13 protein-coding genes are annotated in these 16,510 nt (G+C 58.6%); 4 read left to right on the top strand and 9 right to left on the bottom strand.

The annotated features are described in order from the left end of the window. Nucleotides 1-47: 47 nt before the first annotated feature. The 4 genes from JNN07_16915 to JNN07_16900 form a co-directional block, all read right to left on the bottom strand. Nucleotides 48-2,075 (bottom strand): hypothetical protein, encoded by a 2,028-nt coding sequence (locus JNN07_16915; protein ID MBL9169424.1) that lies wholly within the window; start codon nucleotides 2,073-2,075, stop codon nucleotides 48-50. A gap of 23 nt (nucleotides 2,076-2,098) precedes the next feature. Beyond that, entirely contained in the window at nucleotides 2,099-2,575 is a 477-nt protein-coding gene (locus JNN07_16910; GenBank protein ID MBL9169423.1) for a purine-binding chemotaxis protein CheW, read from the bottom strand. Then, nucleotides 2,572-4,578: a chemotaxis protein CheW gene (locus tag JNN07_16905; protein ID MBL9169422.1), complete on the bottom strand. Its 2,007-nt coding sequence runs from the start codon at nucleotides 4,576-4,578 to the stop codon at nucleotides 2,572-2,574. Before JNN07_16905 ends, JNN07_16910 begins: the two co-directional genes overlap by 4 nt. A gap of 350 nt (nucleotides 4,579-4,928) precedes the next feature. Further along, nucleotides 4,929-6,755, bottom strand: a complete 1,827-nt coding sequence (locus tag JNN07_16900; protein MBL9169421.1) for an ABC transporter ATP-binding protein — start codon at nucleotides 6,753-6,755, stop codon at nucleotides 4,929-4,931. A gap of 648 nt (nucleotides 6,756-7,403) precedes the next feature. Between JNN07_16900 and JNN07_16895 the strand changes: the two genes are divergently transcribed. Continuing rightward, the gene (locus JNN07_16895) at nucleotides 7,404-7,667 is read left to right on the top strand and encodes a hypothetical protein (GenBank protein MBL9169420.1); all 264 of its coding nucleotides are present in this window, start codon (nucleotides 7,404-7,406) and stop codon (nucleotides 7,665-7,667) included. A gap of 310 nt (nucleotides 7,668-7,977) precedes the next feature. On the opposite strand, the gene JNN07_16890 is transcribed toward JNN07_16895, so the two are convergent. The 3 genes from JNN07_16890 to JNN07_16880 form a co-directional block, all read right to left on the bottom strand. Then, complete coding sequence (locus tag JNN07_16890; GenBank protein ID MBL9169419.1) at nucleotides 7,978-8,511, bottom strand: cysteine hydrolase; 534 nt, start codon at nucleotides 8,509-8,511, stop codon at nucleotides 7,978-7,980. Nucleotides 8,512-8,563: 52 nt separating this feature from the next. Continuing rightward, nucleotides 8,564-8,728, bottom strand: a complete 165-nt coding sequence (locus JNN07_16885; GenBank protein ID MBL9169418.1) for a DUF3309 domain-containing protein — start codon at nucleotides 8,726-8,728, stop codon at nucleotides 8,564-8,566. A 429-nt stretch (nucleotides 8,729-9,157) separates the two neighbouring features. Further along, the gene (locus JNN07_16880; protein ID MBL9169417.1) at nucleotides 9,158-9,514 is read right to left on the bottom strand and encodes a hypothetical protein; all 357 of its coding nucleotides are present in this window, start codon (nucleotides 9,512-9,514) and stop codon (nucleotides 9,158-9,160) included. Between the two features lie 294 nt (nucleotides 9,515-9,808). On the opposite strand from JNN07_16880, the gene JNN07_16875 reads away from it, so the two are divergent. Next, nucleotides 9,809-12,337 (top strand): hypothetical protein, encoded by a 2,529-nt coding sequence (locus JNN07_16875; GenBank protein ID MBL9169416.1) that lies wholly within the window; start codon nucleotides 9,809-9,811, stop codon nucleotides 12,335-12,337. 118 nt (nucleotides 12,338-12,455) lie between these two features. After that, nucleotides 12,456-13,526: an exo-alpha-sialidase gene (locus JNN07_16870; protein ID MBL9169415.1), complete on the top strand. Its 1,071-nt coding sequence runs from the start codon at nucleotides 12,456-12,458 to the stop codon at nucleotides 13,524-13,526. A gap of 27 nt (nucleotides 13,527-13,553) precedes the next feature. Here the strand turns inward: JNN07_16870 and mtnA are convergent, their stop codons facing one another. Then, nucleotides 13,554-14,651, bottom strand: coding sequence for an S-methyl-5-thioribose-1-phosphate isomerase (gene mtnA, locus JNN07_16865; protein MBL9169414.1), 1,098 nt, complete (start codon nucleotides 14,649-14,651; stop codon nucleotides 13,554-13,556). A 54-nt stretch (nucleotides 14,652-14,705) separates the two neighbouring features. Then, on the bottom strand, nucleotides 14,706-15,077 hold the full coding sequence (locus JNN07_16860; protein MBL9169413.1) for a hypothetical protein: 372 nt from the start codon (nucleotides 15,075-15,077) through the stop codon (nucleotides 14,706-14,708). 254 nt (nucleotides 15,078-15,331) lie between these two features. Between JNN07_16860 and JNN07_16855 the strand changes: the two genes are divergently transcribed. After that, nucleotides 15,332-16,351: an NAD-dependent epimerase/dehydratase family protein gene (locus JNN07_16855; protein MBL9169412.1), complete on the top strand. Its 1,020-nt coding sequence runs from the start codon at nucleotides 15,332-15,334 to the stop codon at nucleotides 16,349-16,351. The last annotated feature ends 159 nt before the right edge of the window (nucleotides 16,352-16,510 follow it).

The following is a 16,510-nucleotide window of genomic DNA, read 5'->3' as shown; positions in this document are numbered from 1 at the left end:
CATTCGCATCAAATTCAAGAGTTAGGCGCCATAGCGTGCCGTCATGCTCAGGAACGAGTGCGATTGCCGGCATGGGTCGAGGAAAGCTTCCGGGCCTTAAACACCTGGGGTGATCCATCTGAGGAGCTTGGATCCCCGGATGGGGAACCAGGCGTGCGCTGCCTTTCGCTCAGGTAGGACACGAGGGTGGCGGCGGAATTGGAATGCTCCTTATTGGCGTCCCCCACCAGCTTGATCTGATGGGCCACGTTGGCGGTCGAGACAGAAATATTTTTGATGGCCTGGGCCTGCTCCTTGATGCCTAGAGCCGCCTGTTCCGAGAGCGCCTTCAGCCGATCCGTGTTGGTGTCGACCTGTGACGCCGCCGACGCCTGTTCAGTCAGGGCTTGTGAAATCGAAGACACCAGTTGACGCAAGCGCTCCGCTTCCTTGGAAATCTGGTCCGTCGCTGATCCGTGTTCGAGCAGCGCCCGCGAGGTGGAAACTCCCACCTTGCGCATGACATCGACCGCCGACACCACTTGGCTAGCGCCGGCAGCCTGCTCGGTCGTTGCCTTGCGCAGCTGCGTCGCCACGGTGGCGGTCGCCTGGACGGATTTGACGATGGTCCGAGAAGCCCGGCCGTGCTCGCTCATCGCCTGCGAAACCTCACGGGTGACTTTCCGCATTTGTCCCGAAGCCTGAATAATCATCGCCGCGCCCTTGGATTGTTCGGCCGTGGCGGTCGAAACCTGACGCGACTGAGCGGCGGTGACGCCAATGGACTCAATCACGCGCCGGTTGGCCGCGAGCTGCTCCTCCGAGGCTCGGCTGACCTGCCCCATCAGCCCGCTGGTCTCGCGAATGCCCAGAAGGATTTTTTGCAAGCCCGCCGAACCACTCTCCGAGAGCTGATGAGACTCTTCAGTGAGCCGGGCGCCATCCGCGGAAACCTGAGTCGCTTCGTGTGTGATCTGCTCCAGGTTGCGAATAATCTGCCCGATTTCGGAGGTGGCCTTCGCACATCGATCGGCCAGGTTGCGAATCTCTTCGGCCACCACCGCGAATCCACGGCCGGCATCGCCCGCGCGAGCCGCCTCGATCGAGGCGTTGAGGGAGAGCAGATTGGTCCGCTCGGCGATGACATTGATAGTGCCGACGATGCCGCCGATCTCGCTGGTGCGTTTGTTAAGCTCACGCATCACCGCTGTCGAGTTGCTCATGGTCTTGGCCACCCGCCCAATGCCCTCAATGGATTTGCGTATCGCTAGTCCCCCTTCATCCGCATCGTGGGAAACGCGGTCCGTGATCTGATGCATCTGCCGGAGCAGGTCCGCCACCGTGCGACTGGAACGATCCATCTGATTGGCGCTGGAACCCGCTTCCAGAGCAGCCTCGGTAATGCGCTCGCTGTTTTGGGCTACCGACTGGATGGAGCGAGCCATCTGCTCCACGGAGGTGAGATTCTGTTCCACGGCGGTCGACATGCCGTCGGCCATCGCATCCACCTCCTCGATGGACGCGGCCATTTCGTTCATGGAGGACAACGCCTCTTCAGCCAACCCGGTTAGCTCGTCGGCATGCCGAGCCACTCCATGCACCGAACGGCTCATCTCCTCGATGGAGGCGGCGGTTTCGTTGAGCCCCGAAACGAGATCTTCCGAATCCTTGGAGATATGCTTGGCGGTGGCCGCCACCTCGTTGATGGCGGTGGAAAGCTCGGCGGAGGAATGGGAGATCTCTTCCGTCGTGGTGGTAATGCTGGATGTGGCGGCCGCGATTCGCTTGATGGCACTGTTGGTTTGAATGGCCGAAGAAGCGGCCTCCTCGCTATGCGCCGTCACCTGCTCGACGGCGGCAACCATCTGATGGAGGGCGGCCGCGGTTTCCTCTCCGGAGGCCGCGAGCGACTTCACCTGCGCCCCCGTCTCTGTCAGGGACATCGCCATCTGACCGGCAACGTCCAAGACCACCTTCAACGAGTCTTCCTTGACCGCCGGCCTCTCCGCAGCACGCATCATGCGCTCGGTGGATTTGCGCGCCGGTCGAAGGCTCAGAGGGAGAGAGGCGGGATCACTGTTTTTGTTGGATTGCATAACGGGTTTCATCACACCAGGGTTCAATCGGAGGTTGCGACCGGAAGCGAATCTTCGATGGGAATTTGAACCTCATCGAGGGCGAGCACTCTTGCCACGTCCAGGATCAGCACTGACCGTCCCTTCACGGTGGTCATGCCCTGCACATAATTTCCTTCGATGCCCACCAGGCTGTCCCCCACGGGACGGATGGCGGAGGCGGGAATCTGGTGGAACTCTCTGGCAGCATCGACAATCAATCCCACGACGCGTTCCTGAACCTTCAGAAAGATCAAGCGAGTTTGAAGGGTATGAGGTTTGCGGGGAGCTCCGAATCGAATCCGGAGGTTGAGGGCGGGAAAGACTCGCCCTCTCGAAAAAACCACTCCTTCCACGGCAAGAGCGGTATTGGGCACCGGCGTGACGTGTTCGAGCATCTCGATGTGCTGCACTTCTGCACATTTCAGGCCGTATGCTCCTCCGTTTACCTCAAAAATGATGTAGGATTGTTCGAGGCTCATAACGTGCCTTTCGTGTTCGGGCCGGAATTCAGATCGGACTCTGAGATCGCGGGGCCGGCACGGGGACTGTGCACTAAATCGTCCGGAGCAATCACGAGCACCGGGCGGCCGTCGCCAAATTCGGTTGCCCCGGCAACGCCCGGAACACGGATCAGAGGATCGCAAAAGCTAGAGACCACAATCTCTTTCTGACCACGTACGGAGTCAACCACCAGGGCATGCGCAACACCCTCTGAGCGAATGACCAAGACGGTCACATCTTCGTCCACCGAGGGGACCGCCCGAAAAATCTTCCGCAGCCGAACCACGCGAAGCAGGCCATCCCGGTAGCAAACGAACTCCGCGCCTCCCACCGTTCGCACCGCCGCACTCGACACCTGAAGTACTTGATCCACGTGGATTTGGGGAATCGCACAAAGCTGGCCCGCAACGCTGACGATCAGCGCTTCGATGATCGACAGACTCAGTGGCAGTCTCAGGGTAAACTCCGAGCCCACCCCGACCTGGGTCGAGAGCCGCAGGGTCCCTCCCAACTCCGCGACCGTTCTAGCGACGATTGCCATACCCTCCCCTCGCCCCGCAGTGCGGTCCGGAGTGTCTCGGGTAGAAAAGCCCGATTGGCACAGCGTGGTGAGCACAGGGTTTGCGCCGTCGCTCAAGGGCGATGCTAGGCCCAGTTTCATGGCCCGCTCGGCAATCGCGCGGTGGTCAATGCCCTTGCCATCATCCGCGACCCGGATTTCTACGGCATCACCCGTGCGCCTCGCGTGCAAGACGATGGTGCCCTCACGCGGCTTGCCTTGCTGGAGCCTGACGTCCGGGGGATCAAACGCATGCGCAACCGCGTTCCTCACCAGATGCAGCAGCGGCTCTCGAAGCCGCTCAACCAAGTATTTGTCCACTTCGGTCTCCTCCCCTTCAATCCGAAGCCGGATCTCATCCTGAGATCCGCGGATCAGCTCCCGAACCACGTAGGGCATGCGGGAGAACACTTCGGCAATGGGCACCAGCCGCACCCGATATAGAGTTGAGCTCAGATCACGCAGGGAACGTCCCAAAGAGTGGTCCAAAAGCTTGAGATCGTCGTCGTCCCCGAAACGGTCCCCGAGCCGGTCTTTCAACTTAAAGCGCTGAATGAGGATTTCTCCCGTGATACGCATGAGCTCGTCCAAATGAGTGAGATCCACTCGGACCAGACGTGAAGGTGCCAAGTCAGACTCCGCGGGCGCGTTCCCCCCCTTCAGCGAGCCGTCGAGGAAGGACTCTTGTCGCGGCGAATCCGGCGGGGGCTCGAATCGCACTCCTAGCCGGGACCAATGTGCAAAGTCGGTCGGCGGAACTCGCAACTCAACGGTTAACACAAAGCTTAAGCGGCCACTAGCCTCGACAACCGGGGTGCAGCTCAAGACCTTGCCGATGTCGGACAACCGATGCCGCACGACATCAATGCCTACCCCCTGCTGGGCAAGAGCCGGGGTGGGCGTGAAATGGCAGGTCCAAGCCTCCGGCTTCTCACCCGAATCCTGCTCCTCGCTCGCATCCTCATTCTCTTCCGGTTGGGAACCGTCGGGTGTCGGATGGATTCCCTCTCCTCTCTCGCGTGACAACCAGTCAGTCCACTCCCGTTCGAGATTATTAAGCCTGGGCAACGGCAGCTTTCCACGATGAGCCACGAGAAACTCTCTTAATCGTTCGGTGGCGACCCCGATCGAATCAACCAGAGCGGAAGACAACTTCAGTTCACCACGAACAACGGCGCGAACCACCGCTTCCATAGCGTGCGCTACCTGTTCCGCAGGTCTGAGACCAACGATGCCGCAATTGCCCTTAAAAGTGTGCAGTGCACGAAACAACTCCTGCAAATGGCGATCGCGTTCGAACGCAGTGGATCGGACTTCGACCGCGCCAAGATGAGTCCCCATCGAGGCGAGGAGTTCATCACACTCGGCATAAAACTCCTCGAGCAGATCCTGGCGCAGTTCTTCAGGTAGTTCAGAACTCATGCAGCAAATCACTCCCCCTAGGATGAATCATTCAGGTCTTTATAATGGTCTCCATACGCAGCAGCATTCCCTCAGGCAGCGAGTTCTTGTAAAAGGATTTATCAGCGCGAAGCAAGGAGTCATGATAACAAAAGTTTGCTGGGAAATGCGCGGTTGGCATCGACCAAATTGGCAGCCCAGTCAGGCTCGGGCATCTTGCAAAGCCCGGGCTGAAATCGTGCAAAATGCATTAAGTAGTGCCTCTCTGCAAACGGGGGCGTTGGAAGGCACGGAGGATTGTGGACGGGTTTGAGCAGGCCTTTGGAGATAACTCTCCTGAATGCCCAAGGCATATGCCGGTGCTTCCCTCGCTATCGAACCGATCCGTTCAAAGACACATGCCCTTTGGCAACCCGTGAGAAATAGTTTCCTCTTCGGATCAGATCCTCAGGCGACCCAAACTCGCTGACAACCCCCGCCTCCAGGACCAGGATATTATCAACGCACTGTATGGTGGAAAGGCGATGGGCAACCATGAGGGTCGTTCGTCCCTGCATCAACGCCTGAAGGCTTTCGACCACCTGCCCCTCGCTCTCCACATCCAAAGCGCTGGTAGGCTCATCCATGATGAGGATCGGAGCATTTTTCAGAAAAGCCCGGGCAAGGTTGATACGCTGACGCTCGCCCACGCTCAACGAATCGCCCCCCTCGCCAATAGTAGTCCGATACTGATGCTTCAAGTCACAGATAAAACCGTGGGCGTTGGCAGACTTCGCGGCCTTCTCGATCTCCGCCATGGAAGCGTCCGCTTTTCCAAACGAAATATTCTCAGCGACGGTGGTAGGAAGGATGATGGGCTCTTGCAGGACCAGAGCGATTTGCGCCCGCAACTCCCGAACCCGCAACTGGCGAAGGTCAACCCCCTCGAGAAGAACGCTCCCCGTGGCGGGATCTATGAAGCGGGGCAACAGATTTAACAGCGTGGTTTTGCCAGATCCGCTGGGACCAATGATAGCGGTCGATTGTCCGGCGCGGAGCTGAAAGGAAAGTCCGTTCAGCACGTTTCGGCACGGTTCGTATCCGAAAGTCACGTTGTCGAACTCGATGTTCCCTTTGACCTCCAGAGCCTCACGTGCGGCCCGTGCTCGAGAGCGCTTAACCCGATCACTTCGCACCGGCCGTGCGTTCGGTGCATCTTTCACCTCATCCGGGGCGTCTAATACCTCGAACACCCGCTTGATGCTCGCGCTGGCGGTCGAAAGCGTGGCGCCCACCATGGAGAGCTGATTGAGGGGATCAAACATTTGGCCCAGGTAAGCCAGAAAGACCAACAATTCGCCCAAGCTAAGCTGGTTCTCCAAGACCTGCCGAGCGCCAAACCACGTCAGGAGGGCGGTGTCGCTCGTCAGTAGAACGGAGATGGCCAGCCAATAGAACACCTCTAAGCCATGCTGCGACAGTTTGCGTCGTTGTGCCCGGCTCGTCTGGTCCTGGAATCGTTGCTCGGCCTCTTGCTCGCGGGTGTAGCTTTGCGTGAGCGGCAGCGCCTGGATTCCCTGATGAATGAGCGAATAGACTTTGCTTTCGGCCTGCTGAGCCTTAACTCCGCGGGCTTTGAGTTCCTTGCTAAACGCTCGCACCGTGAAAATCAGGAGGGGAATCGCGGCCAAAGCGAACAGGCTCAGCTGCCAGTTGAGCGCGAGCATCACCCCGGACATCAGAAGCAAACTGAAGAGGGCTGATAGTGAGGTAAACACACCCTGTTCCAGCAACGATTGGAAAGCGCAGGCATCAGTGCCGGCTCGGAATATGAGATCGCCCGGTTCCGTCCCCTTGTGAAACCTCATCGAGAGTCTTTGCAGCCACCCGAAAACATCGTCCCGAACTCTTTGAAGCCCGCGCAGTCCGACCGAAATGGTGAGGTAATTCTGGCCGGCCGAAAGGACGGCGTGCAACAGATGCAAACTCATGAAGATCACAATGAGAGTGCCCAGCAGTTGCGGCTTGGACCAGTGGGACCAGGACTCCGGCAGCCACTGGGGGAAAGGCTTCTGTCCCAGAACCGAATCGACTATCAGAGCCATTGGCCAGGGCTTGAGGAGGTTCAGACCAACGCTCGCGATCATGAGGCCAACCACTACGGTGACTCTCGAGTGATCAGGCTTGAAATAGCTCAGGGCGCGAAATAGGGATTTCATGAAGATGCGGCTAGCGGGACACGCTTGGAGAGAACCCAACGAAAGTGATTAGCCTTCAATCCTCCCACAAGAGGTGAAAAACCAAGTGGGCGATTTCTTCGTGGGCGGGCTTTCGGATCGCACCTAAACTCCGAGCGATTGATTTGACCATGCCGCGGACTTTGCAGGGATCATGCCAAGAAGGGATTCTTGGGGGGCAGCTCCCTTTAATTTCGCGTGGTTGACGTGGTTCGAGGGACGTTCATTCTTCTATTCAAGCTGAACCCTCGGCCGTTGCAAATCGCCTAGAGGCTTCAGAGATTGGTAGCGTTTTGCAATTGCTGCTCACACTATCGACAGGGGCTGCGTGCTCACTTGCCGGTCGCGGAGTGGGGGGGAAGCAACCGGCTTCGATTCGGGAGACCCACGCTCGCGTAACCAGACCGACCGTTATCACGGAGAGCTTTCTTCATCGAACATGGAACCGACGGCTCCCAGCTTAAAGGACGCCAAGAGCGGGGCGCGACATGCGCCGGCTTCATAACGATCCACCTCGAACGCGGATGGTGGTTTCCGCTTTAAGATGGCACGCCCCGCCTCGAAGTGAAGGAAGTTAGGGCGACGGGTGAACGGGGCCAGCCTTGGCACGTTGCAAGCTGAGGGGCCACCATGGACACAACACAACCATCCAAGACCTGTGAGACCTGTGGGAATAATTACGATAAAGCCTTCGAGGTCGTCATGAACAACAGCAGCCACTTCTTCGATTCGTTCGAATGCGCCATTCAGGCACTGGCACCCCAATGTGCAGGTTGTGACTGCCGCATCATCGGGCACGGCGTGGAACTCGACGGGGTTATGTTCTGCTGCGTGCACTGCTCGAAGGCCTGGGGCGAAACCAATCTCAAAGATCGAGCCACTGTTCGTGGATAACCACGAGAGCCTCTCCACCGCGGATGGTCACAGGGATACTGAAGGTACCTACCCATTCGACGTCCACCTTCGACGACTGTTTTTACATGGACAGGCCGGATTTGGGTCCTAGCGAACGAGAGCGGGTAGCGGGCCTGGACCATCACATCCTCCAGACCCAAGTGCACCGCTAGTTCCGACGCACCCCCTCATGGTCGTCCGCCCCTGCGGGCTGTTCCCGTTCGATCTCGATCTGACTCGAATGGCCGACATCCGCCTTCAACACATCGGCCATCTGGCGCAGAGCGCAGTCTTTCAGAACCTTTGACGTCTAAGCGATGCAGTCGGAGGGGATGCAGAGATTGTATTCCCTGAGGTAGGCATCCATGGCGGTAAACAAAACGCAAACGTCGGCGGCGATGCCTCCAATGATCAGGCGTTTCACGCCCAGGTCCTTGAGCAGCAGCTCTAAGTTCGTGGCATAAAAGGCCGATTCCTTGGGCTTCAGTATGAAATAGTCGGAAAGGTCCGGGCTCAGCGCCCGCACTATCTCTCGCCCTTTGGACTGCAGGCAGTGATCTACAATGACCTCGAAGCTGGACTGCCATAAACCAAAATTGTCATTCGCATAGATGATCGGCACCCCGGCTCTTCGCGCTCGAGTCTTGAGGGCCTTTAACCTCCTCGCCATAGGCATTGCAGAGCGCAAGAGCTGATTGCCTCCGGGAAAGTCGAAGTCATTGATGACGTCGACGAGGACAAGGGCGCTCGATTCGGCATGTTCCGACCACATTTTGGCAAACTGGGTCACGGTTTTCTTTCCACGGGGCGTCGTTATCCCGCTTACGGTTTCGCGTGCTTCCATCTCAACAACCAAATCGGAGCGCCGCTAGAGGCACTTTCGGGAAAGCCGGGGACTAAGACGGAAAGCGGCCGGTCAGTAAGAGGAGGAGGATAATCAAAACCACCAGACCCAAGCCGCCACTGGGATAATATCCCCACCCTCGGCTGTAAGGCCACGAGGGCAGAGAGCCGACCAGAAGAACCACCAGAACGATCAGTAAGAGAGTAGATGTGGCCATACGTTTAAAGGTTGAGTTGAGACGATCTCGCTTACTTCAGCACATCAGATGCCACGGCGAGAGTGTCGAAAGGAATCGTGCGCAGCCGTCCTCACGGTAATTTCAGGCCCTGGTGTAGATAATTTCCATGGAACGGACACCATCGTTGAACATCTCCAGGAGCTTCCTGCAGCCCAGGGCAATCCACAAAAACCAGGCGGAAGTGGAGTCTGCGACGAAACGGTTGATCGGAGGTCCTGAACGCCAGAGCGTGGAAAGGGGTGTCAGGCAAGATGCAATCCGCGCTGCTTATCTACCTGAGGAATGCAAGGCCTCTGGTCCCCACCCATAGAAGACCGTCAGCGGCGGGAGATCCTCATTCGTCGCCTGCCAGAAAGGGACGAGACGGTGAAAAACCCATGAGCCCGAACAAATCGTCCACCCAGGGTCTCACCGCCACCAGAATAGTCCGCTGAGAATCGCACCGAGAGTATAGGCCAGCACATCGCCCGGATCCCCAGTGGCATGCCCCACCCATCTGGGGCCTACCCATTCAAACAACACCGACCAGAAGACCAGGTGGCTCGCGATTTCACTAACGCCCGGGGGGGTATCATGTCGGCGCAGCCCGAGTCGCCGGTGCAACCAAAGAATCGGAGGCAAGGCACAGGGGATAAGCCAGAGGTCATTAAAATAGGAATGGAGAAACCCGAGGTGAACCTGAGGCTTGAGCACCCAGCGGTTGACGGCATACGCAGCACAGCCTGTCAGGAACAGCGGATCGCGCAGATAGCCAAAGTCCCGCATGTCACAGCAGGTTAAGGATCGCCCAGCCGGAAGCTGAGGCGATGAGGAGTTTCAGCAGGAAGATTTTGATCATAGCTCGTTTAGTTGTTGATAGGTGCGCTTAACGTTCATCTCTCCACCCGGCCAATCCCTCTGCATAGCCAGGGAGGACTCACCCTGCGGCGTCACGTCATCCATGGTGAATCAGGCCACGATACATGTCAAAGGGGCTCACAAAGTCTTGCAATCCGTTTTCATCCCAGACATTGTGCAATTACAGCCTTGTCCGAAACCGAAGTAATTCAATTACTCACTATGCGTACACGTATAATCTCCCTACCCACACTAGCATTGTTAGGACTCTCGCAGCCGATATTTGCAGCGAGCTTTATTCAAAATCCGAGTTTTGAGGCAAACTACAACGCCACCTTCCCGAGCTATAGCAGCATCGATAGCTGGTCGGGCGGCAGCGGCGTAAACCAGAGCAACGGCCCATTCCACAACGGTGGCACGCCGATCCCAGATCAGGCTCGTGTCGCGTTCCTACAGGGCAGCACCTCCCTTTCCCAAGCCATCTCCGGACTCACCCCCGGTGAGACTTACTGGATTCAGTTTAACTACGATGCGCGGGGCTGCTGCGGTGGCACCATCGATGTCATTACCAAATTCAACGATGCCGACCTTGATCGAATCGTCAACCTCCGACCGGTCACCGGCGGCAAATCGTACCTGTCCCGCAATGTCGTGTTCACGCCGGATTCCGATGCGGGAACCCTCAAGTTCACCACGATCGCCGGCGGTGACGCCACCGCGCTCTTGGATGGCGTGACGATCGTTCAACGCAGCACGAACGATGTGGTGGTCATCAACCCAAGCTTCGAGGCCAGCGGCATCGTAGCCGGAACCGATGAAGTTCCAGCCGGAATCGTGAGCCCTCGCTCCATCGCCGGATGGGTCGGTGAAGGGACTTACGGGGTCGACCAGTCGGGTGTCGGGCCCTATGCCGACAACGGAACGAATCCAGACCAGGACAATGTCGCATTTATCCAGGGAGTCGGGTCCTTGCGCCAAGTCGTCCCGAACCTGTCCGCCGGAACGGAGTATGAACTCAGCTTCGCCGTGAACGCCAGCGGGGGCAGTGCTCCGCATCTGCGCGTGAGCGTCGATGGGACTGCACTCCTCGACTTGGATGTAGCTGCCGTGGGCGGGGCGGAATACCTCAGCCAGACGGTCAAGTTCACTCCGACCTCACCTTCGGCGGAGATCGCCTTCGAACAAACGGTCGATGGTAGCCACACCCTCCTGCTGGACGATGTTCGAATCAAAGGCGCGGTCATCATCCCGCTGGAGTGCATCCAATTCACCCCGTCCGCGGCCGAAATCGCGCCTGGGCAGGTGGCCAACTTCAACCTGGAAGTGGATCCTCGTCTGCTGGAAAGAGACTCGGCCACTCTCGTCCTGCGCCTGGCCAACCAGAACATCGCTCGATTGGTGGGAGCCCAAGAAGATGGAACGTTGTCCATCACCTTCCCCAAGGGCGGGCCGGCAAGCCAGCCTTTCTCTGTAACGGGAGTGGGACGCGGAGTCGCCCGAGTTGAGATCATTGACGACGCGAACCAATGTGTGAAGAACGACGCTGCCATCAATGTCGTCACCTCGCTCATCCGCAACCCGAGCTTCGAGGCGACAGCCGCCGGAGCCGCCCCCGGGTATGGCGAGATCCTGGCCTGGGAAGGCGAAGGCAATCGCGGGTTGAACAAGGCGGACGGGCCGTTCCACGATAACGGAACGATCCCCGATCGTCTCCAGGTGGCCTTCATCCAAGGCAGCGGAAAGCTGCGGCAACAGATCACCGGGCTCCAAGCCGGCAAAACCTATTGGCTGCAGTTCGCCTACAACGCGCGCAACTGCTGCGGCGGCAAGATCGACTTGGCCGTGAATTGGGATGGCACCGAGATTGGCAAGATTGCCGAAATCGCACCTGCGGGCCAAGGCGGTGCCGGAGACTACCCGCGTCATCATATCGTGTTTACCCCGTCCTCGAGCACGGGAGTGCTGGAATTCGCATCGAAGGCGGAAGGCGACGCCAGTGTGCTGATCGATGCTGTGACCCTGGTCCAAAGGAATGCGGATGAGGTGGTGGTGTTCAACCCCAGCTTCGAAGCGGAAGGGATTGCTGACGGCGTTGGTTACATCCAACCGTCGAAGATCATGGGCTGGCGCGCCACGGGCGGCTACGGTGTCAACATCGTCGGAGTCGGGCCTTTCTCCGACAACGGAACCGGTCCGGACCAGGACCGGGTGTTTCTGCTCCAGGGCAACGGAAGCTCGATCACGCAGACCATCGATGGGCTGACCCCGGGTGAAATCTACACCGTCTACGTCTGGCTGAACGCCCGGAACTGCTGCGGACCAGAAGCCACCGCTTACCAAATCGGCCTGACGGGACTCGAAGGGCCAATCGCGGAGGCGGAAATGCGCCCCGTTGGCGGGAACAACGCGTATCGGGCGGTGCGCGCGGTATTCACCGCTCCGGACGTCTCCGGAGACCTGACCATCAAACACACCTCGCCCACGGGCGACCACACACTCCTGGTGGACAATGTTCGTATCTTGCCTGGGGACGTTGAACTGCCGGTGATCCAGCAAACCGCCACCATTCAGCCCGACGGCACCATCCGCATCGCCTGGACCGCGGACGGCACCGAGGGAATGGCGCTTCAATCGGCCCCCAGCCTGGACGGACCGTGGACGAATGTGGGTGATCCCACACCAGAGGGAAATCTCAACGTGATCTTCCAGTCTCCCGATGGCAAAGCGGCCTACTACCGGCTGGTGCGCTAACATCCCGACTTAGCAACAACCCACTCACTCACTCACGGAAGGCCAGCCGGCCCGGCTGGCCTTCCTTTTTGCTCGATCAAACTTGATTCCCAACCTGGTGTCCTCACTGTATCGGCCCATGATCATCTCACCACTGCGGAGCCTGTGTTTGATCGGTTTAGTCGTGCTGGGCGGTTCCTTGTCTGCCGCCGATCGTCCGTCCCAACCCGGACTCATTTCGTCCGAATTCATCTACGAAACTGCGCCCTTCCCTTCCTGCCATGCGTCCACGCTGGTGGAGACTCCCGAGCGGGAGCTGGTTGCCTCCTGGTTTGGGGGCACGCATGAGAAGCATCCTGATGTTGGAATCTGGGTTTCGCGCCGCGAGGGTCAACGATGGACAACTCCCGTGGAGGTGGCCAATGGCGTCCAGGCGAACGGCACCCGGCATCCCTGTTGGAATCCGGTGCTCTTTCAACCGAAGCAGGGACCGCTCCTGCTCTTCTACAAGGTCGGCCCTGATCCCAAGACCTGGTGGGGAATGCTGCGAACGAGCATGGATCAAGGACGCACCTGGAGCGAGGCGCGTCGGCTGCCGGAAGGCATTCTCGGTCCGATCAAGAACAAGCCGGTCCAACTGGCCAACGGAGATATCCTTTGCCCCACCAGCATCGAGTATGACAATGGGCCCAAGCGAGTGGATTGGCGCGTGTATTTCGAGCGCACTACCGATCTGGGCGTCTCCTGGAGCAAGGTCACCCCGCCCGTGAAGGCAGACGAATCCGAGTTGAATGCGATCCAGCCAAGCATTCTCTTTCATGAAAAAAACACACTGCAGGCGTTGGGGCGAACCCGCGGCGGGCGTGTGTTCGAGACGTGGTCTAAGGACGGCGGTAAATCATGGACGGCTTTGAGCTACGGAACCCTGCCCAACCCCAATTCAGGAACGGATGCCGTCACGCTCAAAAACGGCAGCCATCTCATTGTCTACAATCACACTCCCAAGGGCCGCTCGCCGCTGAACCTGGCCATCTCCAAGGATGGCAAAAACTGGAAGCCGGTCCTGGTGTTGGAGGATTCGCCAGGCCTGGAATTCAGTTATCCGGCAATCATCCAGACAGCCGATGGCCTGGTGCATTTAAGCTACACCTGGCATCGCGAACGCATCCGCCACGTGGTCGTGAATCCCGCCAAACTCGTGGCGAGATGATTGGCCCCGCCGCAGCCGGGTTGTCGGTCAACCCATCAGTTTGGCGCGCTGTTTCCACAGCTGCCGGGGCGGAAAAATGCCCATGGGCGTGATGATGCCGGTGATCAACTCAGGGGGAGTGATGTCGAAGCCGGGGTTAAACGCCCGGCTGCTCGGATTCGCGATCCGAACATACTCGCGCTTCTTCCGATCAGTCATGCCCCAAGCGCCGAGCACTTCCCGTTCATCCCGCTCCTCAATGGGAATCTGAGCCCCCGAAGCCAGAGTCCAGTCGATGGTGGACAGCGGAATGGCGACGTAGAAGGGCACGCGATGGCGACGCGCGAGCACCGCCTTGGTGTAGGTGCCAATCTTGTTAGCCACCTCTCCGGTTTGACCCAGCACGCGATCACTACCCACGATGACCATGTCGATCTCGTCGCGAGAGAAAAGAAGTCCGGCGGCATTGTCGGCTATCACCTGATGGGAAATCCCCTGCTGCGCCAACTCCCAGGCAGTGAGGGCTGCGCCTTGGCATCGCGGACGAGTTTCATCGCAATAAACATGGAAGCGTTTCCCCAGCGCGTGCGCGGCATAGAGGGGTGCGGTGGCGGTTCCAATATCCACAAAGGCCAGCCAGCCGGCGTTGCAATGGGTCAGGATGTTCATCCCCTCGCGTATCAGCGGCTCCCCAAAATCACCGATGGCGGAACAATCCTCCAGATTACTCTCCGCGAACCCCTCCGCAGCCAGCACGGCATGCAGCTTCTGCTCCCCGACAGTGGCGCCTTGAAGGGCCGCCTCGCGGACAATGTGCATGGCATTCACCGGGTCGACCGCCGTGGGCCGTGCATCTGCCAGGGTGCGGTAGACCCGGTCGAGATGCTTGCGAAACGCGGACAGACTTCGCCCGCGATAGGCCTGAGCCCCCTGAGCCAATCCATAGGCAGCCGTGGCGCCAATCGCTCCAGCGCCACGAACCACCATGTCCCGAATCGCATCGGCTGTCGCCAGGTAATCCGGCGTCTCAATGATCTTGAATTGATGCGGAAGCAGCCGTTGCTCGATCAGTTGAACCGTGTTGCGAGCCGCGTTGAAGTCCACCGTGCGACAGAGACGCGTCTTTCCACCTACAGTCACATTCATGCCCCGATCCTCTCGAAAGAGAGGGGGAAGGCAATGAGGAAAGGATGAGAAAAATCAGCAGACGGGGGTAAGGATCGCCTGGATCTTGGCGAGCAGCTCCTGGTAGCAGGCATCCTGACGAAGATTCTCCAGGCTGCCCTCTCGTGCGATCCACTTCCAATCGTTGTAACCATGGTCAATCGCCATGGCCAAAGCGTCAGCTGCGGCACGAATCTGTCCGTTCACGGAATAACTGCAGGCAAGATTGAAAAAAGTTTGAGGATGGTGCGGCTGGAGGTGCATCAGCAGTTCGTCGATCTGAAGCCCCTGGGCATACGAACCTCTCATGAGATAGTCATCGCTCAGCAACCGAAGCGCTTCGATGTAGTGAGGATCCCGCCTGATGACCCCTTCGAGAAACCCAATCTCGATGTCTAATTCCCGCATTTGTTGGCGGCTGAGTCTCTTCCTGGTACGGCTCTTTTTGGCCATGTCGCAAGTCCGGTTGCGGCGCTTGAAGCCAGTTCAACGAACGATTTTGATTCCGACGACCGAAATATTCCTTTAAATCCCGTCGTCACTTCATCCATCGGCGAACGGTGATCGCGGCTTAACCGGGAATCACCGGGAATGTCGGCGAATGACTGCCCGGAATCCTCCGCGGCACCGAAGGGGTGAACTGTGCAGTCTACTCCGTTGCTATGAAATGTCTCGTTACGGGCGCCTCCGGATTCGTAGGTGCCAACCTGGTTCACGCGCTGGCAGCCCAGGGGCACAGCGTCAAGGCCCTTGTGCGTCGCACCAGTGACTTGCGAGGTCTGGAGGGAGCCGATTATGAACCGGTATCGGCGGATCTCGAGGACCCTGGCCAACTCACAAAGGCGCTTCGAGGGGTCGATTGGTGTTTCCATGTCGCCGCCAGTTATCATCTCTGGCTACCCGACTATCGTCCAATGTATGCCGCCAATGTGGAAGGGACGCGAAACCTGATCGAGGCCGCACGAGAGGCCGGTTGTTCTCGCATCGTTTATACCAGCACCGTGGGGTGCATTGGCCTGCCCAAGGAAGTGGATGGGCAGATTCAGCCTACTGATGAATCGACTCCGGTCTCCGAAGCCCAGATGAGCAATCACTACAAGCGCTCCAAGTGGCAGGCGGAGGTGGTGGCCCGAGAGCTGGCGAGCAAGGGCGCGCCGGTGGTCATCGTGAATCCCAGCGCTCCCATCGGGCCACGCGACGTTAAGCCAACGCCGACCGGCAAGGTCATTGTCGATTTCTTGAACCGCGCGATGCCGGCCTACCTGGACACCGGTTTAAACTGGGTGCATGTGCGGGATGTCGCCCAAGGTCACATCCTGGCCGCCGAAAAAGGCCGCTTAGGCGAGCGCTACATTTTGGGGAATCGGGAAGGCAATTGGACCATGAAGCAAGCATTCGATGTCCTGACCGAACTGACCGGAATCCGGGGACCTGGATTCCAGGTGCCGTATGGAATTGCCTATGCTGCTGCTTGGGTCGACGAGGGGATTGCCCGTTTCACCGGCAAACCGCCTAAAGCCCCGCTGGCCGGGGTACGCATGGCTCGTTACAAGATGTTCTTCGATCCGTCCAAAGCGATCCGCGAGCTGGGGTTGCCTCAGACTTCACCCCGCCAGGCGTTGCAGGATGCGGTCGATTGGTTCCGGAGGCAGGGGTATGCCAAGAGGGGGAGTGACGAGTGATGAGTGATGAGTGATGAGTTTTTGGGACGCTACCGGTCGGCGAGGGACGATTACGTTTACGTTTACGTTTACGAAGGGAGGGAGGCGACTATGGAGTGCGGAGACATGTCTCCGCTTTTCCTGCACGTGGCGGAGTGGCTTGTGGTGAGCGGATTATCC

It is taken from the genome of Verrucomicrobiales bacterium (genome assembly GCA_016793885.1).
Taxonomy (GTDB): domain Bacteria; phylum Verrucomicrobiota; class Verrucomicrobiia; order Limisphaerales; family UBA11320; genus UBA11320.
The sequence above is the reverse complement of the archived record's forward strand: the minus strand, read 5'-3'. Positions and strand labels throughout refer to the sequence as shown.